26 protein-coding genes are annotated in these 25,767 nt (G+C 72.4%); 12 read left to right on the top strand and 14 right to left on the bottom strand.

What is annotated here, in order from left to right:
* Window positions 1–2: 2 nt before the first annotated feature.
* From ASG23_RS03365 to mca, 3 genes are read right to left on the bottom strand one after another with little or no spacing between them, the layout of a single operon-like run.
* Window positions 3–836: a carbon-nitrogen hydrolase family protein gene (locus ASG23_RS03365; RefSeq protein ID WP_056019986.1), complete on the bottom strand. Its 834-nt coding sequence runs from the start codon at window positions 834–836 to the stop codon at window positions 3–5.
* Window positions 833–1,267 carry a hypothetical protein gene (locus ASG23_RS03360; protein WP_056019983.1) on the bottom strand — a complete coding sequence of 145 codons (435 nt, stop codon included), beginning with the start codon at window positions 1,265–1,267 and terminating at the stop codon, window positions 833–835. Before ASG23_RS03360 ends, ASG23_RS03365 begins: the two co-directional genes overlap by 4 nt.
* Entirely contained in the window at window positions 1,264–2,148 is an 885-nt protein-coding gene (gene mca / locus ASG23_RS03355) for a mycothiol conjugate amidase Mca (RefSeq protein ID WP_056019980.1), read from the bottom strand. Before mca ends, ASG23_RS03360 begins: the two co-directional genes overlap by 4 nt.
* Window positions 2,149–2,329: 181 nt before the next feature.
* On the opposite strand from mca, the gene ASG23_RS03350 reads away from it, so the two are divergent.
* Both ASG23_RS03350 and greA read left to right on the top strand, forming a co-directional pair.
* The gene (locus ASG23_RS03350) at window positions 2,330–2,749 is read left to right on the top strand and encodes a DUF4307 domain-containing protein (RefSeq protein ID WP_056019977.1); all 420 of its coding nucleotides are present in this window, start codon (window positions 2,330–2,332) and stop codon (window positions 2,747–2,749) included.
* A gap of 249 nt (window positions 2,750–2,998) precedes the next feature.
* A complete protein-coding gene (greA, locus tag ASG23_RS03345) occupies window positions 2,999–3,484 on the top strand; it encodes a transcription elongation factor GreA (RefSeq protein WP_056019975.1) in 486 nt (161 codons plus the stop codon).
* Between the two features lie 60 nt (window positions 3,485–3,544).
* On the opposite strand, the gene ilvA is transcribed toward greA, so the two are convergent.
* Genes ilvA through ASG23_RS03330 form a run of 3 tightly spaced genes read right to left on the bottom strand, consistent with a single transcriptional unit; the run spans window position 3,545 to window position 7,316 of the window.
* Entirely contained in the window at window positions 3,545–4,747 is a 1,203-nt protein-coding gene (ilvA, locus tag ASG23_RS03340) for a threonine ammonia-lyase (RefSeq protein ID WP_056019973.1), read from the bottom strand.
* Window positions 4,744–6,087: an AI-2E family transporter gene (locus ASG23_RS03335; protein WP_442856801.1), complete on the bottom strand. Its 1,344-nt coding sequence runs from the start codon at window positions 6,085–6,087 to the stop codon at window positions 4,744–4,746. The genes ilvA and ASG23_RS03335 overlap by 4 nt, the downstream gene beginning before the upstream one ends.
* The gene (locus ASG23_RS03330) at window positions 6,084–7,316 is read right to left on the bottom strand and encodes a cystathionine gamma-synthase (RefSeq protein WP_056019968.1); all 1,233 of its coding nucleotides are present in this window, start codon (window positions 7,314–7,316) and stop codon (window positions 6,084–6,086) included. Before ASG23_RS03330 ends, ASG23_RS03335 begins: the two co-directional genes overlap by 4 nt.
* Before the next feature lie 213 nt (window positions 7,317–7,529).
* On the opposite strand from ASG23_RS03330, the gene msrA reads away from it, so the two are divergent.
* The gene (gene msrA / locus ASG23_RS03325; protein ID WP_056019965.1) at window positions 7,530–8,198 is read left to right on the top strand and encodes a peptide-methionine (S)-S-oxide reductase MsrA; all 669 of its coding nucleotides are present in this window, start codon (window positions 7,530–7,532) and stop codon (window positions 8,196–8,198) included.
* Between the two features lie 308 nt (window positions 8,199–8,506).
* Here msrA and ASG23_RS03320 read toward each other — a convergent pair whose 3' ends face one another.
* Window positions 8,507–8,794 (bottom strand): SelT/SelW/SelH family protein, encoded by a 288-nt coding sequence (locus ASG23_RS03320; protein ID WP_056019962.1) that lies wholly within the window; start codon window positions 8,792–8,794, stop codon window positions 8,507–8,509.
* A 99-nt stretch (window positions 8,795–8,893) separates the two neighbouring features.
* On the opposite strand from ASG23_RS03320, the gene ASG23_RS03315 reads away from it, so the two are divergent.
* Window positions 8,894–9,736, top strand: coding sequence for a CPBP family intramembrane glutamic endopeptidase (locus tag ASG23_RS03315; protein ID WP_056020760.1), 843 nt, complete (start codon window positions 8,894–8,896; stop codon window positions 9,734–9,736).
* 9 nt (window positions 9,737–9,745) lie between these two features.
* Complete coding sequence (locus tag ASG23_RS03310) at window positions 9,746–10,990, top strand: D-arabinono-1,4-lactone oxidase (protein ID WP_056019958.1); 1,245 nt, start codon at window positions 9,746–9,748, stop codon at window positions 10,988–10,990.
* Here the strand turns inward: ASG23_RS03310 and ASG23_RS03305 are convergent.
* The 3 genes from ASG23_RS03305 to ASG23_RS03295 all read right to left on the bottom strand — a co-directional run bounded on the left by ASG23_RS03305 (window position 10,987) and on the right by ASG23_RS03295 (window position 13,295).
* Entirely contained in the window at window positions 10,987–11,901 is a 915-nt protein-coding gene (locus ASG23_RS03305; RefSeq protein ID WP_056019955.1) for a transglutaminase-like domain-containing protein, read from the bottom strand. The two genes, ASG23_RS03310 and ASG23_RS03305, sit on opposite strands and share 4 nt — an antisense overlap.
* A gap of 65 nt (window positions 11,902–11,966) precedes the next feature.
* Window positions 11,967–12,791 carry a MerR family transcriptional regulator gene (locus ASG23_RS03300; protein ID WP_056019952.1) on the bottom strand — a complete coding sequence of 275 codons (825 nt, stop codon included), beginning with the start codon at window positions 12,789–12,791 and terminating at the stop codon, window positions 11,967–11,969.
* A gap of 96 nt (window positions 12,792–12,887) precedes the next feature.
* Window positions 12,888–13,295, bottom strand: a complete 408-nt coding sequence (locus ASG23_RS03295; RefSeq protein ID WP_056019949.1) for an FKBP-type peptidyl-prolyl cis-trans isomerase — start codon at window positions 13,293–13,295, stop codon at window positions 12,888–12,890.
* A gap of 109 nt (window positions 13,296–13,404) precedes the next feature.
* On the opposite strand from ASG23_RS03295, the gene ASG23_RS03290 reads away from it, so the two are divergent.
* The 3 genes from ASG23_RS03290 to ASG23_RS03280 are packed head-to-tail and all read left to right on the top strand — an operon-like array spanning window position 13,405 to window position 15,510.
* Window positions 13,405–14,274 (top strand): alpha/beta fold hydrolase, encoded by an 870-nt coding sequence (locus ASG23_RS03290; RefSeq protein ID WP_056019946.1) that lies wholly within the window; start codon window positions 13,405–13,407, stop codon window positions 14,272–14,274.
* A complete protein-coding gene (locus tag ASG23_RS03285; protein ID WP_056019942.1) occupies window positions 14,267–14,854 on the top strand; it encodes a TetR/AcrR family transcriptional regulator in 588 nt (195 codons plus the stop codon). The genes ASG23_RS03290 and ASG23_RS03285 overlap by 8 nt, the downstream gene beginning before the upstream one ends.
* Window positions 14,855–14,904: 50 nt before the next feature.
* Window positions 14,905–15,510 carry a class I SAM-dependent methyltransferase gene (locus ASG23_RS03280; RefSeq protein ID WP_056019940.1) on the top strand — a complete coding sequence of 202 codons (606 nt, stop codon included), beginning with the start codon at window positions 14,905–14,907 and terminating at the stop codon, window positions 15,508–15,510.
* Window positions 15,511–15,517: 7 nt separating this feature from the next.
* Here ASG23_RS03280 and ASG23_RS03275 read toward each other — a convergent pair whose 3' ends face one another.
* The 3 genes from ASG23_RS03275 to ASG23_RS03265 all read right to left on the bottom strand — a co-directional run bounded on the left by ASG23_RS03275 (window position 15,518) and on the right by ASG23_RS03265 (window position 18,889).
* Window positions 15,518–16,528, bottom strand: a complete 1,011-nt coding sequence (locus tag ASG23_RS03275) for an acetylxylan esterase (RefSeq protein ID WP_056019937.1) — start codon at window positions 16,526–16,528, stop codon at window positions 15,518–15,520.
* Window positions 16,529–16,570: 42 nt separating this feature from the next.
* Window positions 16,571–17,956, bottom strand: a complete 1,386-nt coding sequence (locus ASG23_RS03270) for a cystathionine beta-synthase (RefSeq protein WP_056019933.1) — start codon at window positions 17,954–17,956, stop codon at window positions 16,571–16,573.
* A 108-nt stretch (window positions 17,957–18,064) separates the two neighbouring features.
* Window positions 18,065–18,889 (bottom strand): Bax inhibitor-1/YccA family protein, encoded by an 825-nt coding sequence (locus tag ASG23_RS03265; protein WP_056019930.1) that lies wholly within the window; start codon window positions 18,887–18,889, stop codon window positions 18,065–18,067.
* Window positions 18,890–19,086: 197 nt separating this feature from the next.
* Between ASG23_RS03265 and ASG23_RS03260 the strand changes: the two genes are divergently transcribed.
* On the top strand, window positions 19,087–20,082 hold the full coding sequence (locus ASG23_RS03260) for an ABC transporter ATP-binding protein (protein WP_056019927.1): 996 nt from the start codon (window positions 19,087–19,089) through the stop codon (window positions 20,080–20,082).
* Window positions 20,079–20,948 (top strand): ABC transporter permease subunit, encoded by an 870-nt coding sequence (locus ASG23_RS03255; protein ID WP_056019924.1) that lies wholly within the window; start codon window positions 20,079–20,081, stop codon window positions 20,946–20,948. The genes ASG23_RS03260 and ASG23_RS03255 overlap by 4 nt, the downstream gene beginning before the upstream one ends.
* A 59-nt stretch (window positions 20,949–21,007) precedes the next feature.
* Here ASG23_RS03255 and ASG23_RS03250 read toward each other — a convergent pair whose 3' ends face one another.
* Window positions 21,008–24,115, bottom strand: coding sequence for an efflux RND transporter permease subunit (locus ASG23_RS03250; protein WP_056019921.1), 3,108 nt, complete (start codon window positions 24,113–24,115; stop codon window positions 21,008–21,010).
* Window positions 24,116–24,280: 165 nt separating this feature from the next.
* On the opposite strand from ASG23_RS03250, the gene ASG23_RS03245 reads away from it, so the two are divergent.
* Window positions 24,281–25,141, top strand: a complete 861-nt coding sequence (locus ASG23_RS03245) for a siderophore-interacting protein (protein WP_056019917.1) — start codon at window positions 24,281–24,283, stop codon at window positions 25,139–25,141.
* A 12-nt stretch (window positions 25,142–25,153) separates the two neighbouring features.
* Complete coding sequence (locus ASG23_RS20855; protein WP_442856800.1) at window positions 25,154–25,663, top strand: VOC family protein; 510 nt, start codon at window positions 25,154–25,156, stop codon at window positions 25,661–25,663.
* Window positions 25,664–25,767: the final 104 nt, after the last annotated feature.

The raw sequence follows: 25,767 nt of genomic DNA, 5'->3' as shown, positions 1-25,767 counted from the left end.
CCTCAGACGACCGGGACCACCGTGTACCGCCGGTTGTTCAGCGACGGATTCTCCTCCCGGACACGCAGCAGCGCCGCGCCGTCCAGGTCCACGGTCCGCACCTGGGGCTCCTCGTCCAGCTCGAGTCCGACGACCCCGTCGGGTGCGACCACGAGCGAGCGCCCGACGACCCCGCGACCGCACTGACCGACGGCGACCACCGCAGCCGTGTTCTCGATCGCTCGCGCGATCGCGAGCGTCCGCCAGTGCATCGCCTTGAGCTCACCCGCGGCCCACGCCGCGGGGACGACCAGCACCTGGGCGCCCGCGTCGACCAGCCGTCGCGCCGACTCCGGGAACCGCAGGTCGTAGCAGGTCAGCACCCCGAAGGTCAGGCCACCCACCTCGACGACGAGCGGCGGCGCATCCGTGGGACCCGGCACCAGCCGGTCCGACTCCCGGTGCCCGAACGCGTCGTACAGGTGCACCTTGCGGTAGACCCCGACCAGCTCGCCGGACCCGTCGACCGCCACGACCGCGTTCACCGCGCGGGGGTCACCGCCGTCCGCGGGCAGCGTGGTCCCCGCCAGGACCACCACCCCCGTCGACCTCGCACGCGTGCGCAGCATCGTCACGAACGGGCCGTCGAGCGGCTCTGCGTGCTCCGCGCCGACGCCCCGAGGGTCGAACCCCGAGGCGTACTCCGGCAGCACCAGCAGGTCGGCGCTGGCGCGTGACGCCGTCTGGAAGACGTCCTCCACCACCTCCCGGTTGGCGGTGTGGTCGTCGCTGACCTGCAGCTGCGCCACGGTCACGCGCACGGAGGGCCGCTGCGGGGGCTCCGGGGCGGCGCTCATCGAGACGAGCCCGGGTCGTCCTGCGGACGCTCAGGCGACTTGTCATCCGGCGTCGGACCGCTGGGCCGTGACCCGCCCGGGCCCTGTCGTGGCGCACGACCTGGCTCGTCGTCGCCGACGATGTCCCACGGTGCGACTGCGACGTCCGCGTCGACCTCGAGGTCCGGACCGCCGGGGCCGGCGTCGACCATGCCCAGGTCGGCGTGCGGGCCCGCGGTGCGGTCGTCGTCGTCGTCGAGCCCCAACGCCTTCGCACGGCGGTCGACGATGCGCAGCTGCTTGGTCAAGGAGAGGAACAGGAAGACCACAGCGAGTGCGAGCGCGAACGTGAACACGAACCCGAGGAACCCCGGCGAACCGAGCGGTGTGCCGTCGATCGTGACGTCCGACGGCGACGGGCTGGGGGTCGACGCGGCGAGGAGCGGGATCATGTGGTCGGGCCCCCACGAAGCCCGGCGAAGAGGTCGTCCTCCGGGAGGGTCACGGGCACGTGCGACGACGCGAGCTCGTACTCCTCGGTCGGCCACTGGGCGATCTCGAGCTCGCGGGGCACCGCGAAGAAGAAGCCGTCGGGGTCGATCTGGGTGGCGTGGGCACGCAGGGCGTCGTCGCGCTGCCCGAAGAACGCGGAGCACTCGATCCGGGTGGTCACCTCGCGCTCGGGCACCTCGCGGGCCTGCCGGGAGTCGAGCCAGTCGCCGAACGGGGACTCGCGGCCGGCGGCGACGATGGCGTCGTGCACCGCCCGCATGCGTGCGAGCGAGAAGCCGTGGTTGTAGTAGAGCTTCGACGGCCTCCACGGCTCGCCGAGCCCGCGGTAGCGCTCCGGGTCACCGGCCGCCTCGAACGCTTCCGCCGACACGCGGTGGCACATGATGTGGTCGGGGTGCGGGTAGCCGCCCGACGGGTCGTACGTGGTGATCACGTGGGGCCGGAACGCACGGACCAGCTGGACCAGCGGGGCAGACGCCTCCTCGAGCGGGAGGAGTGCGAAGCACCCGTCCGGCAGCGGCGGGAGCGGGTCGCCCTCGGGCAGTCCGGAGTCGACGAAGCCCAGCCACCGGTGCTGCACCCCGAGCGCCAGCGCCGCCGCAGCCATCTCGTGCTTGCGGTACTCGCGCATGCCGTCCAGACCGCCGTCGACCGCGGGGTGCTGCGGGTTGAGCACGTCCCCGCGCTCGCCACCCGTGCACGACACGACCAGCACCTCGACGCCCTCGGCCGCGTACTTTGCCGTGGTCGCGGCGCCCTTGCTCGACTCGTCGTCGGGGTGGGCGTGCACCGCCATCAGGCGCAGCCGCTCTCCGGTCACCTCGGGCCTCCCGTCGGTCGCCCGCCGATGGCCCGCCGGGACCGCGAGGGTCGCGGTCCGCTCGGCACGGGCGGGTGGTTGGACGAGAGACAATGATCGCGCACGCGGCACCCGCGTCGCGCCACCACCGCACCGAACACCATCCAGCTCGCGTCGCCCGCGCGAGAGCACGAGGAGCGCAGTGACCGAGCCGCCCACCACCCGACCGCCCGCCGGTCGGTACGGTCCCGAGCCGACCGCGCGGTCCGCCCGGCGCGGCCGGATCGGGATCGTGGTGGCGGCGGTCGTCGGTATCGCCGTCGTCGTCTGGATCGGCCTCACGATGGCGGGGCAGCCGGTGTCGTACAAGGACGTGGGCTACCACGTCGACGGGTCGCGCTCCGTCGACGTGACGTTCGAGGTGACCAAGCCCAAGGAGTCGACGGTGACCTGTACGGTCACGGCGCTGTCGGAGTCCTACGCCGAGGTCGGGGTCCGCACGGTCGAGGTCGGCCCGGCGGACTCGGCGACGCGCCGGGTCACCGTCCCCGTGCAGACCACCGAGCTGGCGGTGACGGGGATCGTGGAGTCCTGCGAGCTGGTCGAGGACCCCACGTCCTGATCGGGCCGCTGAGCGGGTGATCTCGCGGTTCCGTGGCCCCTGCCTTGCTATCCTGTTCGTTTCAACGCCGCCCCGGTCCGGCGCCACGACTGGTCCACCCGACCGAGAGGGAACGGCGGAGCACCCCTCAATACCCGCTCTCCGGACGCGTCGCCACGATGCGTCCGGACGATCGGACTGCCGAGCGCTGACCCCCCGGTCAGCGCGGACGTCGGCTCGTCCGGCACACACGTCAGGAAAGGAGCGATCGTGACCGATACGACTGCGGCCACATGGTTGACCCAGGAGGCCTACGACCGCCTCACGGCCGAGCTGACCCACCTCGAGGGTGAGGGCAGCGCAGAGGTCATCGAACGCATCGCGGCTGCGCGCGACGAGGGCGACCTCAAGGAGAACGGCGGCTACCACGCCGCTCGCGAGGAGCAGGCCAAGCAGGCTGCGCGCATCCGCGAGCTGAAGGAGAAGCTGCGCAACGTCCAGATCGGGACGCCCCCGGACGACGGGATCGTCGAGCCCGGCATGGTCGTGACGGCCCTCGTCGCCGGCGACGAGATGGTCTTCCTGCTCGGCTCCCGCGAGATCGCCGGGACCTCCGACATCGAGGTCTTCTCGCCGACGTCGCCCCTCGGGGCGGCGATCAACGGCACCAAGATCGGCGACTCGACCTCGTACACCGCGCCCAACGGGCGTGAGATCACGGTCGAGATCACCGACGCGAAGCCCTTCGCGGGCTGAGGCCCGCAGCACGACGAGGCGCCACCCCGGAGCGGGTGGCGCATCGTCGTCGTTTCTGGATCAGCCGTCGGTCAGCCGGTAGCCCGCTGCACGCAGGTGCTCCAGCACGTGGTCGCAGTGCTCGGGCCCCTTGGTCTCCACCTGCACCACGATCGCGACCTCGTCGAGCTGCAGGTCGCCGACCGTCCGCGCGTGCGAGACGTGCATGACGTTCCCCCCGGTGTCCGCGAGCGCGCGCAGCAGGTCGGCGAGCGCTCCGGGGGTGTCGTCGATCCTGACCTGCAGCTGCAGGAACCGCCCGGCCGACGCGAGCCCGTGACGGACCACCCGCATGAGCACGAGCGGGTCGATGTTGCCGCCGGACAGGATCACCACGACCGGGCCCTCGATGGGGCCTATGCCCGCCATGACCGCGGCCGCGCCGGCGGCCCCGGACGGCTCGACCAGCATCTTGGCGCGCTCCGCGACCAGCAGGAGCGCACGGGACAGGTCCTCCTCGGAGACGGTCCGCACCTCGATGTGATGGCCCGACAGGATCTCGAACGGCACCGTGCCGGGAAGCCCGACCGCGATCCCGTCGGCCATGGTCCGCAGCTCGGGCGCAGGGATCGGGTGACCTGCCGCGAGCGAGGCCGGGTAGGCGGCCGCGCGGGCGGCCTGCACCCCGATCACGCGCACGTCGGGCCGCAGCTCGGCGAGCGCCGCGACGACCCCCGCGGCCAGACCTCCGCCGCCGACCGGCACGATGACCGTCGCGACGTCGGGCACCTGCTCCGCGATCTCCAGCGCGATGGTGCCCTGGCCGGCGACGACGTCCACGTGGTCGAACGGGTGGATCAGCACCGCGCGAGTACGCGTCGCGAACTCGTGGGCGTGGACGAGGGCGTCGTCGACGCTGGCCCCGACGAGCTCCACCCGTGCGCCGTAGTCCCGGGTGGCGGCGACCTTCGGCAGAGCGGCGTCGGCGGGCATGAACACGACGGCGTCCAGACCGAGCATCCGCGCCGCGAGCGCGACCCCCTGCGCGTGGTTGCCGGCACTCGCGGCGACGACGCCCCGCGCCTGCTCCTGCGGCGAGAGCCGCGCCATGCGCACGTAGGCGCCGCGCAGCTTGAACGAACCGGCGCGCTGCAGGTTCTCGCACTTGAGCCACACCTCGGCCCCGCACGCCTGCGACAGGGCTCGGCTGAGCTGCACCGGTGTGCGGTCCGCGACCCCCTGGAGCAGCACCGCCGCCTCGCGGACGTCGGCGAGATCGATCATCGCCGGCCCGTCGGGGCGGACCCGGTTTCCGTCGCGTCGTCGGGTGGGCCACCGGGCACGCCGGAGTCCTCGGCCACGGTGTCCACCGCCGCGGGGGGCTCGTCGGCGTCGGTGCGCTCGGCGATCTCCGCCTCTGTCGCCACCCGCTCCGACGTCAGCTCGGCCACCTGCGCGATGGCGCGGTCGAGCACGGGATGACCACGCCCGCGCACGGGGACGTGGTCGTCGGTGCCCAGCTGCGGGAACTTGTCGTGCCCGTGCAGGTAGAGCAGCACGGTGTTGAGGGTCGCGGCGATCGGCACCGCGAACAGTGCACCGACGATCCCCGCGACGAACGACCCCGCCGCCACGGAGAGCAGGACCGCGACGGGGTGCAGCGACACCGCGTGGCCCATGAGGAACGGCTGGAGCACGTGCCCCTCCAGCTGCTGCACGACGATGACGACGACGAGCATCCAGAGGGCCGTCACGGGTCCGTTGGAGACGAGCGCGACCAGGATCGCGATCGAGCCGGTGACCACGGCGCCGACGATCGGGATGAACGAGCCGAGGAACACCAGCACCGCCAGCGGCAGCGCGAGCGGCACCTGGAGGATCGCGGCCCCGAGCCCGATGCCGACGGCGTCGACGCCCGCGACGAGGATCTGCGTGCGGGTGTACGCACCGAGCGTGACCAGGCCACGCCGGCCCGCCTGATGCACGTGCTCGCGGGACCCGCGTGGCAGCAGCCCGACGACCCACGCCCAGATGACACGTCCGTCGAGCAGGAAGAAGAACGTGCAGAACAGGGCGATCAGCGCGCCGGCGGCGACGTGCGCGACCGTCGTGGTCGCGTGCAGTGCCCCGGTGACCAGCTCGGTGCTCCCACCGCTGAGCGACCCCTGGATCCTCTCCATCCAGCCCGAGATGTCGGTGGTCGTGAGCTGCAGCGGGCCCTCGGCCAGCCAGGTGGTCAGCTCGTCGATGCCCTGCGCGGCTTGGTCCCAGAGCTCACCGAAGCCCTTGACGATCGAGCGCCCGGCCAGCGTGAGCAGCCCGCCCACGAGCACGACGAGCCCTGCGAGCGCGATCCCGACGGCCGCCACGCGGGGCAGCCCGCGCCGGACCAGCCAGCCGACGGGCGCTGCGAGCAGGACGGTGACCAGGAGCGCCACCGCGATCGGCACGACGACGACCTTGAGCTCGTTCAGGAGCCAGAGGAGCACCGCGAGGGCGGCGCCGATGAGCAGCAGGCGCCAGGACCACGCAGCTGCGTTGCGCACCGACGGGGGCACCGAGGTGCCGTCCGGGTTGCGGACCACGTCGGGCGTGCGACGCGGACCCGGGGACGACGCGCTCACGCGGCACGCCCGGCGGCCAGCGCGGCGTCGAGGTCGGCGATCAGGTCGGCGACGTCCTCGATGCCGACGGACAGCCGCACGAGGTCGTCGGGCACCTCCAGCTCGGTGCCGGCCACGGACCCGTGGGTCATCTTGTGGGGGTGCTCGATCAGCGACTCCACGCCGCCGAGGGACTCCGCGAGCGTGAACACGTGCGTCGCCGCGCAGACCGCCAGTGCCGACACCTCGCTGCCCGTCCGGAACGAGACCATCCCGCCGAACCCGGTCATCTGCCGCGCGGCCACGTCGTGACCGGGATGGCTGTCCAGACCCGGGTAGATCACCGACACCACGGCGTCGTGCGCGACGAGGAAGTCCGCAACCGCGCGCGCGTTGCTCTCGTGCCGGTCCATCCGCACCGCGAGCGTCTTGAGCCCGCGCAACGTCAGCCACGCGTCGAAGGGACCCGCGATGGCACCCGACGCGTTCTGGTGGAACCGCACCGCGTCCGCGAGGCTCGTCGTCCCCGTCGGCGCCTCCAGCCCCACGGGCAGCTGCGCGCCGTCCGCGACGACGAGCGCTCCGCCGACGACGTCCGAGTGCCCGCCGATGTACTTCGTGGTCGAGTGCACGACGACGTCGGCGCCGAGGGCGAGCGGCTGCTGGAGGTAGGGCGTCGCGAAGGTGTTGTCGACGACGAGCAGCGCTCCCGCAGAACGGGCGTGCGCCGCGAGGACTGCGATGTCCGCGATGCCGAGCAGCGGGTTGGTCGGCGTCTCGACCCAGACGACCTTGGTGCGCCCCGGCTGGATCGCCGCGAGGACCGCGTCGGCGTCGGACAGGTCGACCGGCGTGTGGTCGATGCCCCACGGCCCGAAGACCCGCGCGACCAGGCGGTACGTGCCGCCGTAGGCGTCGTTCGGGATGACGACGTGGTCGCCCGGCCGCAGGGTCGCGCGCAGCAGGGTGTCCTCGGCGGCGAGACCGGACGAGAACGCGAACCCGGCCGCACCCCCTTCTGCCGCCGCGAGCGCCGACTCCAGCGCCGTCCGGGTCGGGTTGGCCGAGCGCGAGTACTCGTACCCGCCGCGCAGTCCGCCGACTCCGTCCTGCTTGTACGTCGAGGTCGCGTAGATGGGCGGGACGACCGCCCCGGTGGTGGGATCCGGGTCCTGACCTGCATGGATGGCGCGGGTCGAGAAGCCTGCCGAGGACCAGTCGTCGTCGTGGGGGTGCGCGTGGTTCGTCACGCGTCCCAGGCTAGGCGCTCAGGACGTTCGCGCCCGGCGGGCGGCGCCGGTGCGCCGACGGTGCGCTCCGGGTCATGCGCTGGTGCGCTCTCGGTCTGGTATTGGTTCGGTCAAGAGTTTCTCTCCTCTGCGGGAACACCGACGCCGTGCGTACCGTTGCAGATCCCGGGAGGACCCAGGTGACCAACCGGGCTCCCGGAGAGGATCAAGACCATGAGCTGGCTGTTCGGATCCGCCCTGAAGACCACGATGGTGACCCCCGAGCGGGCCCTCGCGGGCCGCGACCGGTACGCATACACCGTCCCGACCACCCACACCGTCCTCGGCACCCCTCTGCAGGGCCCCTGGCCTGAGGGCACGGAGGTCCTCTACGTGGGAATGGGCTGTTTCTGGGGCGCGGAGCGCACCTTCTGGAAGATCCCCGGCGTCGTCACGACCGCCGTGGGCTACCAGGGTGGGTTCACGCCCTTCCCCAGCTACGAGGAGACGTGCACCGGGATGACGGGGCACACCGAGATGGTGCTCGTCGCGTACGACCCGTCGGTCGTCTCGGCCGGCGACCTGATGCGCACCTTCTGGGAGTCGCACGACCCGACGCAGGGGTACCGGCAGGGCAACGACGTCGGCACGACGTACCGGTCGGCCATCTACACCACCACGCCGGAGCAGGAGCTAGCCGCACGCACCACCCGTGACGAGTTCCAGCCGCGACTGACCCAGTCCGGCTTCGGGGAGATCACCACCGAGATCCGGTCCGCCGAGGACGCCGGCACGTTCTACTACGCCGAGGGCTACCACCAGCAGTACCTCCACAAGAACCCGGCGGGCTACTGCGGGCTCGGCGGCACCGGGGTCTCCTGCCCGCGACCGACCGGCGCCTGACCCGCCGCGTCCCGCCCGCTGCCGCTCCGGAGCGGGCGGGACGCGCCCAGCAACAGATGTCCGGGCGGGTGACCGACCAGCCCCCGCTGTCGGTCACCCGCCCGTCATGGGGCCGGCCGGAGCCCCCGTCGTTCCCGGCCGGCCACCCTCGGTGTCGTCTCTGGTGGACCGACCGGGTCGCTCCCCCTGCCGGTCCGCGGCGAACCTATCGACGCCGGGCGGACACCGTCCACGGTCGTCCACCTGGTGCTGGACCCCGGTCCACCTGCACGAACGTCCATCTCGAGCGGTGGGCGGTGCCAGGTCGGTCATCCCTCGGCGACGCGGTCGGTGTGCCCCAGCGGCTTGTCCGGCGCCACCAGATCGCGCACGATCCGCTTCAGCTCCGGCAGCTCGGGGAAGCCGCCGCGCTCCGACCGGTCCCAGACCAGGACCCCGTCGACCTCGACCCGGAACACGCCCCCGGTCGCGGGCCGCAGCGCGACCTCGCCGAGCTCGCGGTGGAAGGTGGTCAGCAGCTCCTGCTGGTACCAGGCGGCCCGCAGGAGCCAGCGGCACTGCGTGCAGTAGGTGATCGCGACGCGCGGAAGGTCCATGGGGCAAGTCTCGCCCAGCGGCCGACGAGCAGTCAGACTGCACGTCGAGACCCTGGAGGCCCGTCCGTGTCAGACCCGTTGAGCCCGACCCGCGACGGCGTGCACGCCGTCGACGAGCCTCGCCCGACCACCCAGGCAGCGCTCCGCGTCGTCGCCGCCGCGCTGGTGTGCGGCGCGGCGGTCCTGCTGTTCGCGGTCCATGTCCGCCCGCTCGGCTACGTGCCGCTGGTCCTCGGCGTGGCGCTGGGACTCGCCGTCGACAAGCGCCTCGGACGAGACCTCGCCCTCATCGCGCTCGGTCAGGTGATCATCAGCACGATCTCCCTGAAGGCGGACCTGTCGAACGTGGGCATGCTCAGGTTCACGGTCGCGCTGGGCCTCGCAGTGGTCGTGCCGACGCTGATCTCCAGCCGGGTGTTCCACGACGACAAGATCCACTTCCCGGTCCGCACGGGCCGGCGCTGGGACCGCTGGCAGGCGCTCTACCTGGTGGCGGTGGCGTTCGCGGCCTACCTGATCCTGCCGGCGTACTTCCTGGGATCGGGGGTGTGGCAGAACTGGCCGGACCTCGACGGCACAGGCGACGTGGTGCGGTTGTTCATCGGCGTCAACGCCGTCGGCATCTGGGACGAGCTGTTCTTCATCTGCGTGGTGCTGGCGCTGCTGCGGCCGCACTTCCCGTTCTGGCTCGCCAACGTGCTGCAGGCCACGGTGTTCGTGTCGTTCCTGTGGGAGCTGGGCTACCGCGGGTGGGGGCCGCTGCTCACCATCCCGTTCGCGCTGATCCAGGGCTGGATCTTCCGTCGGACCACGTCGCTGACCTACGTGGTGGCCGTGCACCTGCTGTTCGACCTGTTCGTGTTCCTCGTGCTGGTGCACGCGCACGACCCGAGCATGTTCGACATCTTCATCACCGGGCCAACCCCGGGCGAAGGCCCGTAGGTTGGTGCGGTGACGCTGACGAACTGGGCCGGCAACTACGTCTACCGCGCGGGGGTCGTGCACCACCCACGCTCCGTCGAGGAGCTGCAGGAGCTCGTCGCGCGCTCCCCGATGATCCGCGCGCTGGGCACCCGGCACTGCTTTAACGACCTTGCCGACGATCCCGCCGCGCTCGTCGTCCTCGACCGCCTGGAGTCCGCTCCGGAGATCGACGAGCAGGCGCGGACCGTCACAGTCACGGGCGGCACCCGCTACGGGACGCTCGCGCAGCACCTGCACCCCGCCGGCTGGGCGGTGCACAACCTCGCGTCGCTGCCGCACATCTCGGTGGCTGGCGCGGTCGCGACCGCCACGCACGGCTCGGGCGACGCGAGCAGGAACCTCGCGGCGGCCGTCGCGGCGCTGGAGATCGTCGGCCCCGACGGCACGCTGCGGACCGTGCGCCGCGGCGACGACGACTTCGCCGGGTCCGTCGTCGCGCTGGGCGCGCTCGGGGTGGTCACCCGCGTGACGCTCGACATCGAACCCACCTACGACGTCGCGCAGGAGGTCCATGTCGACCTGCCGTGGTCAGCGGCGCTGGCGCACCTGGACGAGATCACGAGCAGCGCCGACTCCGTGAGCCTCTTCACCGACTGGACCGGGGACACCATCCAGCAGGTCTGGCGCAAGACTCGAGTCACGCCGAGCTACGCACTGCGCACCGACCTGTTCGGCACGACCCCCGCCGACGGCCCCCGCCACCCGCTGCCCGGCATCGACCCCGTGAACTGCACCGCGCAGCTGGGCGAGCCCGGCCCGTGGCACGACCGCCTGCCGCACTTCCGGATGGACTTCACGCCGAGCAACGGCGACGAGCTGCAGTCCGAGTTCCTGGTGCCGCGCGCCCACGCGGTCGCCGCGCTGGAGGCGGTCCGGTCGCTGAGCGACCTCGTCTCACCGCTGCTGCAGGTCACCGAGGTCCGCACCATGGCCGGCGACGACCTGTGGCTGTCCGGCGCACAGGGTGGCCCTCGCGTCGGCCTGCACTTCACGTGGCTCCCGCGGCAGCCCGAGGTGGAGGCGGTGCTGCCGACCATCGAGGCCGCGCTGGCCCCGTTCGAGGCCCGGCCGCACTGGGGCAAGCTCTTCGCGGACGAGTATCGCGACCTCGCCCGCCTCTACCCCCACTGGGACGACTTCCGCGCTCTGGTCGCGCGCACCGACCCCGACGGCGTCTTCCGCAACGACTTCCTGGAACGGCACGTCCTCTAGGACCGCCAGCGGTTCACCTTCGCGACGAGGTCCGCGTCGCCGACGCGTCCGGTGGGCGACAGCGTCACGACTCCCCCGCCCGGGTGCAGCCGCGCGTCGCTCGCGTATCGCTCCTCGAGCTCCGCCTCCGCGTCAGCCGAGCCGCCGTCCGCCGCGACGAGCAGCTCCGCAATCTCGTCGGCCAACCGGTCGAGGTCGTCGCGGGGCGTCGGCGTCTCGGGCAGCGTGTCACCCCACACGTCCCAGAGGAGCAGCTCGTCGCGCTGCCGGTGCGCCAGCTCGGTGACGACGTACCCGCGGACGAACGCCGGTCCGCACAGCTCGGGCATCGACGGGTCGACGCCGTAGGTCGACACGTCGAGGCCGTCGCGACGGTGGGCCAGCCACACCTCGGCGGCCGTCTCGAACGGTGCACCGGGTCCGGTCGGCATGTCGTGCGAGTCGAAGGCGAACCAGTCGTCGGCGGCGTTCAGCTCCGCGTCGAACCGCACCCAGCGCGACCCGTCCCACCGCTCGCCCACCACGTGGTCGTGGTGGAACCCCGCGCGGAAGTACCCCGCGAACCCGACGCGGCTGCGCGCCGGGATGCCGTGCTCCCGCAGCACCCCGATCGCGAACAGCGTGTGGTCGCGGCAGCACCCGGCGATCTGCTGGGCGGGCGCGCGGGCGGCGTCGAGCGGCCCGGCCGCACGCTCCTGCGCCTCGCCGAGGATGTCCGAGAGCCATCGCAGGTCGATGTCGGCGTCCTGTCCGGGGGTGAGCCGCTCGGCGCCGGCCCGGTAGTGGACGACGGTGCTGCAGGCGGCCGCGTGCAGCGCCGCGGGGTCGGTGCCGACGGCCGCGAGCAGTGCGGCGTGCGCACCGGGGTCGGTGAACGGGCTGTGGCTGGCGTACGCGGTGAGATCGGGCATGGAGCCAGCGTGGGCCTTGCCCCAGGGGCAGGGTCAAGAGCCTCGGGGAGCGCATGAGCGCGGGGTCAGGCGACCGGCTGCGCCACGTGCGCGACGACCCCCTCGTCGGACCACGGGACGGGGTAGATCTCCCGGGGTGGACCGGCCGCCCGGCGACCCCCAGCGCTGAACCAGGTCTCCAGGGCGACGTACGCACCGATGATCTCCGGGTACCGACAGTCGGACGCGGTGACCGGCACGTACGCCAGCGTCTGCGCGGGCTCTTGCCGCAGAACGATCGAGCCGGTGGGGACGATCGCACCCTCGTAGGGGATGCACGTCTCGATCGGGCCGTCCCCGTCGTGGCCCACCGCGCCGTGGAACAGCACCCAGAACTCGGTCCCGTACGACGCCCCGCCCGCGTCGAGGAGTGTGCGGATCTCCAGCGCGTCCGACGCGAACGTCGCGACGAGGTCCTCCTGCGCGACGTGGCGGCGGACCGTCGCGACCGTCCGTGCCTCGACCGGGCGGACCACGACGTCGTCGACGCCGAAGTGCCCGGGGTGCGCCGAGCCGCCCGAGGCACCCAGGGACTGGAGCACCAGGTCCAGCTCCGGCCCCCGGTCGGCCAGGTCGCGCCGGCGGTCGGCCCACCACGACCGGATCGCGGCCGCCTGCCCGAGCGGCTCGGCGAGCACGTCGGCGATCGTGCCGAGCGGCATCTCGAGTCGTCGCAGCAGGGAGATCGTGCGCGCTCGCTCGAGCTGCCCGGGGTGGTAGTAGCGGTACCCGCTGTCCGGGTCGACCCGCACCGGCTCCAGCAGGCCTCGGGCGTCGTAGAGGCGCAGCGCCTTGAGCGAGAGCCCCGACCGGCGCGCGAACTCACCGATGGTCACCTCGCCGTCCGCCACGGGCCGAGGATACGAGCCCTCACCGACGAGCGACAGGCTCGCCGACGCGCGACGACCCCCTCAGCCGGTGGGCCGACGGGGTCGTCGCGGCAGAGATCAGTTGCTGGTGCCGACGATGTCGACCACGAAGACGAGCGTGTCGCCGCCCTTGATGCCGGCCTGCGGGACGCCGCGGTCGCCGTAGCCGAGGTGCGACGGGATCGACAGGAGCACGCGCGAGCCGACCTGCTGGCCGACGAGGCCCTCGTCCCAGCCGCCGATGACGGCGCCGACGCCGATCGGGAAGCTGATCGAGGAGCCGCGGTCGTACGAGTTGTCGAAGATGCCGCCCTGCCACGCCTGGCCGAGGTAGTGCACCTCGAGGTCGTCGCCGGCCTCGACGAGGGCGCCGTCGCCGCGGGAGAGGACCTGGACCTCGAGCTCACCGGGCGCCGCGGCATCCGGGAAGGTCAGCGTCGGCTTCTGGCCGAAAGAACCCGAGACCTCGGGCAGCGCTGCGGACATGACGTACTCCTTCGATGGATGACAGTGCCCGCCCATCTTGCCAACCCCGACCGACAACCGCCGAACCGAGGGGTTGACCAGCGTGGCTAATGGCATTAGCTTTTAGGTCATGACACCCATCCAGCACCTGCAGCGCCCCGAGGGGCGGATCGCCTACACGCTCGACGGGCCGGTCGGCGGACCGCTCGTCGTGCTCATCCCCGGCATGGGTGACCTGCGCAGCACGTGGCGGGAGCTCACCGGCCCGCTGGCGGAGGCCGGCCACCGCGTCGCCGTCATGGACCTGCGCGGCCACGGCGACTCCGACACCACGTTCGCCACCCACGGCGACGTCGTCACCGGCCAGGACGCGCTCGCGCTAGTCGAGCACCTGGGCGGCCCTGCCGTCCTCGCCGGCAACTCGATGGGCGCCGGCGCCGCGGGCTGGGCCGCCGCCGAGCGACCCGACCTCGTCGCTGGGCTCGTCCTGACCGGACCGTTCCTGCGCGAGCGCCCGATGCCCGCGGTCGCCGTCGCGGTCATGCACGGCCTCGAACGCCTGCTCTTCTCCCGCCCGTGGGGCGGCGCCGTCTGGGCGTCGTACTACCGCGGCTACCTGAACCGCGGCACCAAGGCGCCATGGCTCGACGAGCACGTCGCGGACCTGCGCGTCGCGATGAAGGACCCCGCCCACCTGCGCTCCTTCCGGCACCTCACCGTCCAGCTGACTCACACGCCGGTGGAGGTCCGCGTCCCCGAGATCCTTGCGCCGGCCGTCGCCTTCGTCGGCGCGATCGACCCCGACTTCCCGGACCCGGCCGCGGAGGCCGAGTGGCTGCGCGGCGCGATCGACGCCGACGTCACGCTGATCCCGGACGTCGCGCACTACCCGCAGAACCAGGCGCCCGAGGTCGTCGTGCCCCGCACGCTGGCGTTCCTCGCGGACCTGCCCCGAGACGCCGCCGGCCGGTTCCAGGTCCGCACGAGCGCCCGTGCCTAGAGCGGGGCTCGACCGCGCCGCCGTCGTCGACCTGGCCCTCGCGGTCGTCGACGACGGCGGGCGCACGGGCTTCGCCGACCTGACGCTCTCCGCCGTCGCGGCCCGGGCCGGTGTTGCGGTGCCCAGCCTCTACAAGCACGTCGCGGGCCTGCCCGCGCTACGTCGCGAGGTCGCGCTCGTCTGCATCGAGCAGTTCGGGGACGCCCTCCGTGCCGTCCGCCAGACGCGCTCCGGTGCCGACCTCCTCCCGGCCTCGGCCCAGGCGATCCGCCACCTCGCTCGACGCGTCCCCGGCCGCTACCAGGCGGTCCAGAGCGCGGCATGGGTCCACGACCCGGACGCGGTCGCGCTCCGGGACGCGGGCGCGCGGGTCGTCGCCGAGCTCTCCGAGGCCGTGGCAGCGCTCGGTGTCCCCGACGATCGGCGCATCGATGCGGTCCGCGCGGTCCGCGCCTCGGTGCACGGGTTCGTCGTGCTCGAGCTCGACGGTGGCTTCGGCATGCCCGACGACGTCGATGCCAGCTTCGACTTCCTCGTCGCCGGGCTGGTCGGCGGTCTGGAACGCCTGAGCGTCCCCTAGTGCGTCAGCCGCGACCCGTGCTGGGATGGGTTCGGGGGGAGGTGCCGGCGATGAGAGGTGTCCGCACGGGCTACGGCCTGGCATACCGGGTCGGGTTCACACCTTGGGAGCACTACGGACGGATCGCGGCGTCGACCATCGGCGCCCTGCTGGACCGCGAGGAGGCCGGCCGGCCGCACCCGCCGGGCCGCGCACTCGACCTCGGCTGCGGCCGCGGTCAGAAGACGCACGAGCTCGCCCGCAGGGGGTGGGACGCCGTCGGCATCGACACGGCGGTCCACGCCATCGAGGAGTCGGGCCGAGATGCTCCGTCCGGCGCGCGCTTCGTGGTGGGAGACGTGACGGCGCTCCCCGCGGACCTGGGCAGGTTCGACTTCTTCCTGGACGTCGGCTGCTTCCAGCACCTGGACCTCGCCGAGCGGACGGCGATGGGCCGCGGGGTCACCGCGCTCGCGAACCCGGGCGCGACGCTGCTGATGCTCGAGTTCGGGGCGACCCGCCTGCGCTCCTTCGTCGGGGGTGTGACGAGGGCGGACATCCAGTCGGCCTTCCCGGGCTGGCGCCTGCTCTCGGCCGAGCCGGCGAGCACCGCCGGGCTCGGGTGGCCGATGTCGAGGACGGCGCCGCAGTGGTTCCGCTTCGGGCTCGCTTCCTGACGTCGCGTCAGACCCGGGCGACCCGCGACCCCGAGGCCAGCAGCGACCGCAGCCAGTGCAGCTGCCGGTCGAGCTGGTGGGCCTGCCCGCCCTCGTGCTGGTTGTACGCGTAGACCTCGATCTGGGTGGTGGGCCTTGCCGCCGACAGCCCGGCGTAGTGGTTGTAGGCCGCGAACACCGTGGACGGCGGGCACGTCTGGTCCCGCAACGCGACGGAGAACAGGGCCGGAGCAGAGGCCCGCCGCGCGAAGTGCACGCCGTCCAGGTAGGACATCGTGCGCAGGACGGTCGCCTCCTGGCCACGGTGCACGGCGAGGTACTGCACGAGCTCGCCGTACGGGAACGCGTCCGTGATGGCCAGCGCGCGCGGGTAGTGGCACAGGAACGGCACGTCGGGCAGCACCGCGGCGAGCCCATCGGCCAGCCCGGCGACCGCGAGCGCGAGCCCGCCGCCCTGGCTGATCCCCGCGACGGTCACGCGTGCAGGGTCGACCCCGGGCAGCGCCCGCACGGCGTCGACGGCACGGACCGCGTCGGTGATGAGCCGCCGGTAGTAGTGGTCGTGCGGGTCGAGGATCCCGCGCGTCATCACCCCGGGCGACGCCGGACCGGAGCCCGCCGGGTCAGGCGTGTGGCCGCCGTTGCCCCACGTGGACCCCTGCCCGCGCGTGTCCATCACCAGGTGCACGTACCCTGCGGCCGCCCAGGCGAGCCGCTCGTGCGCGAACCCGCGCCCGCCGCCGTACCCGATGAGCTCGACGACCGCGGGCAGGTCCTCCGTCGCTCCCGCGGGGCGCGTCACCCACGCCTTGATCGGGTGCCCGCCGAACCCCGCGAACGTCACGTCGAACGCGTCGATGACCGTGAGCCCGGAGTCGACCGGCTTCACGGTCAGGCCGAGGTCGAACGTGCGCGCCTCGGCCAGCGTGCCGGACCAGAACTCGTCGAAGTCCTCCGGCTCGTCCAGCACGGGCAGGTAGCGCTCGAGCTCGGGCAGGGACAGGTCGAACAGGGCCATCGTGCTCCTTCGGACGGACAGCGTTTCCCGACGACGAGAAAACTACCGTGCGAGGAACCCCAGCAGGTCGTGCCGGGTCAGGACGCCCACGGGCGACCCGTCGTCGACCACCATGAGCGCGTCCGCCTTCTGCAGCGCGGACCGTGCGGACTCCACGCTCTCCCCCGAGCCGATCAGCGGCAGCGGCGCGGACATGTGCCGGTCCACGCGGTCGGACAGCTCGGCGTCGCCGGAGAACACCGCGTCGAGAAGTTCGCGCTCGCTCACGGAGCCGGCCACCTCCCCGATCTTCACGGGCGGCTCCGCACCGACGACGGGCATCTGCGAGACGCCGTACTCGTGCAGGATCTCGATGGCGTCGCGGACGGTCTCGTTCGGGTGGGTGTGCACCAGGTCGGGCAGCGTGCCGGTCTTCGTGCGCAGCACGTCCGCCACCGTGGCGCCCTCGTCGGCGGCCAGGAACCCGTACGACCGCATCCACTTGTCGTTGAAGATCTTGGACAGGTAGCCGCGCCCGCTGTCGGGCAGGATCACCACGATCACCGCGCGCTCCGCGGCAGCGGGGTCGTCCTCCTGCAGCCGGCGGGCGTAGCGCAGGGTCGCCTCGACGGCCATGCCGCACGAGCCGCCGACCAGCAGCCCCTCCTCGCGGGCGAGCCGCCGCGTCATCGCGAAGGAGTCCGCGTCGGAGACCGCGATGATCTCGTCGGGCACGGTCGGGTCGTAGGCGGTCGGCCAGAAGTCCTCGCCGACGCCCTCGACCAGGTACGGCCGACCGTCGCCGCCCGAGTAGACCGAGCCCGCGGGGTCGGCGCCGATGACGACCACCCGCCCCTCGGAGACGTCGTGCAGGTAGCGCCCGGTGCCGGTGATCGTGCCGCCCGTGCCGACGCCCGCGACCATGTGCGTCACGCGCCCGTCGGTGTCGGCCCAGATCTCCGGGCCGGTCGTCTCGTAGTGGCTCGCCGGACCGTTCACGTTGGCGTACTGGTTCGGCTTCCACGCGCCCGGGATCTCCTTGGCCAGGCGGTCGGACACCGAGTAGTACGAGCTGGGGTGGTCCGGCGCGACCGCGGTCGGGGTCACGACGACCTCGGCACCGTAGGCGCGCAGGACGTCGCGCTTGTCCTGGCTGACCTTGTCGGGGCAGACGAACACGCAGCGGTAGCCCTTGCGCTGGGCGACGAGAGCGAGCCCGACGCCGGTGTTCCCGCTGGTCGGCTCCACGATGGTGCCGCCGGGCATGAGCTCGCCGCTCGCCTCCGCGGCCTCGATCATCTTCAGGGCGATGCGGTCCTTCACGGAGCCGCCGGGGTTCATGTACTCGACTTTGGCGAGGATCGTCGCCGTCAGGCCAGCCGTCACGGACGTGAGCTGGACGAGCGGGGTGCCGCCGACGAGCTCCGAGATGTGCTTCGCGTACTTCATCGTGCTGCTGCTCCCATGGGTGTTGGGTCGAGCCCGAGCGGGCAGACGCACGTCGGCCCGGGTGCGATCGATCATCGCACCCGGGCCGACGAGCTTCAGGTCAGGCGGTCACTCACCACGCAGGATGGCGAAGAGCCGCAGCAGCTCCAGGTACAGCCAGACCAGCGTCACGACGAGGCCGAACGCGGCCGTCCACGCGAGCTTGGCCGGGACACCGGCCTCCACGCCGCGCTTGATGGAGTCGAAGTCCACGATCAGCATCGCGGCCGCGAGCACGACCGCGATCAGACCGACGGCGACGCCGATCCACCCGGCCCGCAGCGGTCCGTACCCGTCACCGGTGTTCCCGAACAGCATGAACACGACGTTGATGAGGGAGAACACCAGGTAGCCGACCATCGCGATGAGCAGGGTCCGCTGGAACTTCGGCGTCACCCGGACCTTGCCGGACTTGAACAGGACGAGCGAGACCGCGAACACCGAGAGCGTGGCGAGGACCGCCTGGCCGACGATGCCCTGGAACTGCGCCTCGTAGAACCTGCTGAGGCCGCCGAGGAACACCCCCTCCGCCGCGGCGTAGAGCAGGATCAGCGGCGGGCTCGGCTCCTTCTTGAACGCGTTGACCAGACCGAGGACGAGCCCGACGATCGCGCCGAAGATCCACAGACCGGGCGCGAGCACCCAGGTGGCTGCACCGGTGACGACCAGCACGGCCAGCAGGCCGGCGGTCTTCATGATGACGTCGTCGTACGTCAGCCGGCCCGTCTCGCGCGTGGTCGCGGCGGGGGCGTCGTACATCTGGTCGAGCGTGGCGGCGTCGACCACCTGGGGGCTGGGGGTCCCGTAGGAGACCGCCGACGTGGGCGACTTCTGACCCCGGCGCTGCACGGGATCCTGGAAGACGGGACTGTTGTTGAACACGGGATTGGCCATGGCGTCCTCCTGGACGGATCGGGCGCTGTCAGACGAGGCTGTCACCGTAGCGAACGTCGACAGGCTCGCGTTCGTTCCCGGGTCTGACGCGCCTCGGCCATTCGGTGGGGAGACATCCCCCCTTGGTCCGATGTGTGGCAATTCGACCCCTCTCTAGTCTCGACACGGCTCCACACTCCCGACGACGAGGAACAGTGATGATCGAGGCCCACGACCTCACGAAGAGATACGGCACCAAGACGGCGGTGGACGGCATCTCGTTCACGGTGCAGCCCGGCCGGGTCACCGGCTTCCTGGGCCCCAACGGTGCCGGCAAGTCCACCACGATGCGCATGGTCGTCGGCCTCGACCGGCCGACCCGCGGCACCGTCACCGTCAACGGCCGCCCGTACGCCGAGCACCGCTCCCCGCTGACGCAGGTCGGCGCGCTGCTCGAGGCCAAGGCGGTCCACACCGGGCGCAGCGCCCGCAACCACCTGCGTGCCATCGCCGCGACGCACGGCATCGGCGACAAGCGGGTCAACGAGGTCATCTCGATGACCGGCCTCGACACCGTCGCCAAGCGGCGGGTCGGAGGCTTCTCGCTCGGCATGGGGCAGCGCCTCGGCATCGCGGCCGCCCTCGTGGGCGACCCGCAGACGTTGATCCTCGACGAGCCGGTCAACGGGCTCGACCCCGAGGGCGTCCTCTGGGTGCGCAACCTGGTCAAGTACCTGGCCGCCTCGGAGGGCCGCACGGTCTTCCTGTCCTCGCACCTGATGAGCGAGATGGCGGTGACGGCGGACCACCTGATCGTCATCGGCCGCGGCAAGATCATCGCCGACGGCCCGGTCGACTCGGTGATCTCGCAGGCCACGCGGGCCACGGTCCGGGTGCGGTCCCCTCAGGCGACGGACCTGGCAGCCCGCCTCGCCGGTCCGGCGGTGACTGTGACGCCGTCCGAGGACGGGCTCATGGAGATCCACGGCGCGACCGCGGTCGAGATCGGTGAGATCGCTGCCAAGGCCGGGTTCGTCCTGCACGAGCTCACCCCGCTCTCGGGCTCCCTCGAGGACGCGTACATGTCGCTGACGTCGGAGTCCGTCGAGTACCACTCGGCGGCGCTGCCCGGACAGGAATCCGTGCCGCACGGAGCCCACGCCGCGCCCCCTGCCCCGACGACTGGCCCGACCACCGGAGAGGACGCCCGATGACCACCGCCGTCGCCACCGAGCCCCATCGCCACGCCACCGCCACGAAGCCGTACAAGCTGAGCTTCGGCCACCTGCTGCGCGGCGAGTGGATCAAGTTCTGGTCGGTGCGCTCCACCACCTGGACCCTGTCGATCTTCCTGATCGCCACCGTCGGCCTGGTCTCGCTGATCAGCCTGGCCATCCTCAACGCCCCGAGCCCCGAGAACGGCGGGCCGCCGCCCGGTCAGGAGGGCACGCCGCTCGACCCGTTCGCCGTGGCGGTCACGCTGGCCCAGCTCGCCGTCGCCGTGCTGGGCTGCCTGACGATCACCGGCGAGTACACCACCGGCATGATCCGGTCCAGCCTCACGGCAGCACCCAAGCGGCTCCCGGTGCTCTGGTCCAAGGCGATCGTGCTCGTCGTCTCGGTGTTCGTCGTCGCCCTGGTCGCGATCGCGCTCGCCGCGGCGCTGCAGTGGCTCTTCTTCGACAGCCAGGACTTCTCGATCGACGTCACCGATCCCGAGCTCGTCCGGCCGCTCGTCGGGACCGCCCTGTACCTGGCGACGATCGCTCTCCTCGCGTACGCCCTCGGCGCGCTCCTGCGTCACTCGGCCGCGGCCGTCGCGACGGTGCTCGGGCTCCTGCTGGTGGCTCCGATCATCTTCACCGCCATCCCGTGGAAGCCGCTGACCGTCACGTCCCCGTTCCTCCCGGGACTCGCGGGGCAGCAGGTGACGTACACCGACGCGGCGCTGGAGCAGTCCGCCGGCTTCTCCGACATCGGCGTCGACCTGACCGCGTGGCAGGGCTACGGCGTCCTGGTGGTCTGGGTGGTGCTGATCCTCGGCACCGCGGCTGTCCTGCTCAAGAGGCGCGACGCCTGACCGTAGGCACGGCATGACGACGGGGGCGGTCCGCTGCGGACCGCCCCCGTCGTCGTGCGTCAGGCCTCCGCGGTCCGGACCGTCGCCTTGTGCGCCCGCCGCTGCTCCCCACGTCCCCGCGCCTTCTCGGCCAGCGTGTAGAGCACCGGGACGAGCAGGAGCGTCAGCAGGGTGGACGTGACGAGGCCGCCGATGACGACGATCGCGAGCGGCTTGGAGATGAACACCCCACCACCGGTGATTCCGAACGCCATCGGTGTGAGCGCGAAGATCGTCGCCAACGCCGTCATGAGGATCGGCCGAAGTCGCTTGCGCGCACCCTCGGTCACGGCCTCGGCGAGCGGGCTGCCTGCCCGGCGGTACTGGTTGACCAGGTCGATGAGGACGATCGCGTTGGTGACCACGATGCCGACGAGCATGAGCACACCGATCAGCGCCGGGACGCCCAGCGGGGTGCCCGTGAGCAGGAGCGCGAGGATCGCACCCGTCGCGGCGAACGGCACCGACACCAGCAGGATCACCGGCTGCAGCAGCGACCGGAACGTGGCGACCATCACCAGGTAGACGATCGCGATGGCGACCAGCAGAGCCACGCCCAGGTCGGCGAACGCGTCCTGCTGGTCGGTGGCGACCCCGCCGATCGCGACGCTGGCGCCGGCCGGGACGTCGAGGTCGTCGAGCTGTGCCTGCAGATCGGTGGTCAGCGCACCGAGGTCCTGGCCGGTCGGCGTCGCGGAGACGGTCGCCGACCGCTCCCCGTCGACCCGCGTGACCGACGTGGGCACGTCGACCTCGTCGATGCTGGCCACCTGCGCCAGCGGCACCAGACCGGTCGCCGTCGGCAGGACGACCGCCCGCAGCTCGTCGAGCGTCGCCGGACCCGCGGTCGCCTCGATCGTCACGTCGAGCGGACCGTCCCCCAGGTCGACCGTGCCGACCGGGCGCGGGCTCATCACCGCGGCGACCGTGCCGGCCACCTGCGTCTCGGTGAGCCCGACCTCAGCCGCGGCCGCGCGGTCGACGACCACCTGCACGGTCGGCTGGGCAGCCGCGAGGTTGTTGGTCACGTCGGAGGTGCCGTCGACGCCCTCGACCAGGGTCTGCACCTCCTGCGCGAGCTCGGCGAGCTGGTCCGGGTCGTCCGAGCGCACCACGACGTCGACCGTGGAGCTGCCGAACGCCGCCCCACCGCCGGCGACCGTGACGTCGCCCAGCTCGGACGTGGCGGCACGGACGTCCTCCTGGACCACCTCCGGGTCGGCGTCGGCGTCGAGGGTGAGCGCGAACGTGGCGCGCGGCGTGCCGGAGCCGCCGGTGAAGGCGGCCTCGGGACCACCGGAGGACCCGACGGTGGTCTGCACCGTGGTCACGCCGTCGACGGCCATGAGAGCCTGCTCGACCTCCTGCGCCGACGCGTCCTGGGCGGCGAGCGAGGTGCCGGGTGCGAACGCCTCCGTCACGGTGAGCGTGTCCTGGCCGGAGTCGCCCAGGAAGTTGGTCTCGAGGCGCGGCACCAGAGCGATCGTGCCGACGAAGATGAGGAACGCTGCCCCGAGAGTGATGACGGGGTGCCGCAGCGCCGGGCGCAGGGTGGCGAGGTAGCTGCGCTGCAGGAAGCCGTGGCGCTCGCGCTCCTCGGCGTCGTCGCGCGCGACGGCGTCGGGCTCGGCCTGCGCGCTCAGCGCCCGGGGCGCGTCCTTGATGAACCAGTACGCGAGCACCGGCACGATCGTCAGCGCGACGAACAGGGACGCGGTCATGGCGATCGCGACGGTGATGGCGAACGGTCGGAACAGCTCCCCGACCATGCCGCCGACCAGCGCGATCGGGAGAAACACGGCGACCGTGGTGACCGTGGACGCGGTGATCGCACCGGCGACCTCCCGGACCGCGGTGAGGATGGCGGTCGTCTTGGCCTCGCCGTAGGACCGGTGCCGCTTGATGTTCTCGATCACGACGATCGAGTCGTCGACCACCCGGCCGATCGCGATGGTCAGCGCGCCGAGCGTGAGGATGTTCAGCGAGTAGCCGCCCAGCTGAAGTCCCGCGAACGTGACCAGGAGCGACAACGGGATCGAGATGGCGGAGACGAGGGTCGAGCGGACCGAGCCCAGGAACAGCAGGATCACGAGCACCGCGAACAGCAGGCCGAGCGCACCCTCGGTGGCGAGGCCCTCGATGGACTCCTCGATGAACGGCGCCTGGTCGAACACGACCGCGACCTGCACGTCGTCGCCCAGCTGGGCCTCGAGCTCCTCGACCGCGTCCCGCGCCCCGTGCGAGACCTCCACGGTGTTGCCGTCGGGCGTCTTGGTCAGCGAGACGGCGAGCGCCGGCTCCCCGTCGAGGCGCGAGAACGACGTGGCTGTCACCGGCGCGACCGTGACCTCCGCGACGTCGTCGAGCGTCACCGGCGGGTTCGCGCCGACGAGCGGGAGGGACTCGAGGTCCTCGACCGAGGACAGCTCGCTGCCCACCTGGACCGACAGCGTGGTGTCGCCCTCGTCGACCGTCCCCGTGGGGAGCACGACGCCGTTGTCCTGCAGGATCGTCGCGACGCTCGCAGGCGACAAGCCGGTCCCGGCGAGCGCGGGCAGGTCCAGCGTGACGGTCACGGCGTCGTCGGAGACGCCGGTCACGGTCACCTCCCGGACACCGTCGATCTGCTCGAAGCGCGGCACCACGGTGTCCTGCACGAGCGTGGCCAGCTCGGCGTCGTCCATGCCCTCCCCGCCCGAGATCGCCAGCTGCACCACGGGGAAGTCGTCGAGCGAGCCGGTGAAGACGGTCGGCTCGACGCCGGTGGGCAGCGAGGTGCGGACCCGGTCGACCGCCTGCTGCAGGGCCTGCGCGGACGCGTCGAGGTCGCCGCCGTACGTCAGCTCGACCGTCGTCGTGGACAGGCCGGTGGACGACGTGGAGGTGACCTCCTCCACCCCGTCCACGGCTCGCACAGCCTGCTCGACCGGCACCGTGACCTGCTGCTCGACCAGCTGCGGCGACGAGCCCGGGTCCACCGCGACGACGACGGCCGTCGGGATCTGCAGCGACGGGATCAGCTCCTGCTTGAGCGATCCCAGGCTGATCCAGCCGAACACGGCGATGGCGATCGTCAGCAGGGCGACCACCGAACGGTTGGCCAGCGACAGGCGGGCGAGGCGAGACATGGATCCTCCGACGGGGTCCGCTGTGTGCAACAGATGACGCGGAACCGCGTCCACCTGCGAGAACGCACCCGGACCGGCGGGGGTTCCCCGTGCCGTGTGCGTCGTCGGTCACAGCGGGCGGCTAGCGTGGGCCGCCGCAGCCCCTCCCACCGACGAAGGATCTCGATGACCGACGCACCGGCCCGACCCCGACCCGCACCGCTCGTGGCGGAGGTCGTCCGGACCGAACGGATCGCCGAGACGATGGTCCGCGTCGTCGTCGGCGGACCCGGCCTGGACGCGTTCCAGCCGTCGCCGCACGCCGACTCCTACGTCAAGGTCGTGTTCCTCCCCGCCGGCACCGACCGTCCGCTGCGCGAGGACGGACGCCTCGACCTCGACGCGGTGCGCGCGAGCCTCCCGCCCGACCAGCAGCCCCGCCAGCGCTCCTACACCGTCCGCTCGTGGGACCCGGTCGCGCGCGAGCTCACGCTCGACTTCGTGGTGCACGGCGACGAGGGCATCGCGGGGCCCTGGTCGGCGTCCGCACAGCCCGGCGACGAGGTGCTGCTGGTCGGCCCCGGCGGCGCGTGGTCGCCCGATCCCGACGCCGCGTCGTACCTGTTCGCCGGGGACGCCAGCGCGCTGCCCGCCATCGCGATCGCCCTCGAGCGGCTCCCCGCCGACGCCGTCGGGCACGCGGTCATCGAGGTGCACGGTCCCGAGGACGAGATCCCGTTGACCTCCCCCGCCGGCGTGCAGGTGCTGTGGGTGCACCAGGGCTTCTCGGTCGCGGGTCTCGCTCTCGTCGACACGGTGACCACCCTGCCCGACCTGCCCGCGCCCGTCAGCGCGTTCGTGCACGGCGAGGCGGGCGTGGTGCGGGAGCTGCGCCGGCACGTCCGCGTGGACCGCGGTGTCACTCGCGAGCAGCTGTCGGTGTCCGGGTACTGGCGCCTGGGCGCCGACGACGAGGGCTGGCGCGCGACCAAGCGCGACTGGCTCGCCACGATCGAGGAGTCCGAGTCGGCGGAAGGGCTCGCCTGACCCATGTGGAGCGTGACGTTCGACTGCGCGAGCCCCGCCGTGATGGCCAGGTTCTGGGGTCCGGCGCTCGGGTACGTCGTGCCGCCCCCACCCGACGGGTTCGAGACCTGGGAGGCCTGGGCCCGGCACCACGAGGTGCCTGACGACGAGCTGGGCGACGGCGCCTACCTGGCGGACCCCGACGGGGTGCTGCCGTCGCTCTCGTTCCTCAAGGTCCCCGAGGACAAGGTGGCCAAGAACCGCGTGCATCTCGACCTGCAGGTCTCCGGAGGGCGGGCGGCGCCGCAGGAGGACCGCGAGACCCTGATCCGTGACGCGGTGGACCGGCTGACGGCCGCGGGTGCCACCGTCCTCGCCGAGACCGCGAGCGCGGCGAGCTCGACCACGTGGTCCTGGCGGACCCTGAGGGCAACGAGTTCTGCGTGGTCTGACCCCAGGCACTCTGGGGTGCGTACGCCGTCGCCACCGGATCCTTCTGGGTCGGCGCCCCTGGGCTGGTCAACGTGCCGCTCGCGTTGCTGACGATCGCGCTGCTGCGCCGGGCGCGCGCGCCGGAACGGGTCGCGGCCGCCCAGGTCGTGGGCGAGGGCTCACCGATTCACTCCTTGCCAGTGGTGGACGATCCT

It is taken from the genome of Cellulomonas sp. Leaf395, assembly GCF_001424125.1.
Taxonomy (GTDB): Bacteria; Actinomycetota; Actinomycetes; order Actinomycetales; family Cellulomonadaceae; genus Cellulomonas.
This window is presented reverse-complemented; position numbering and strand designations above follow the sequence as displayed.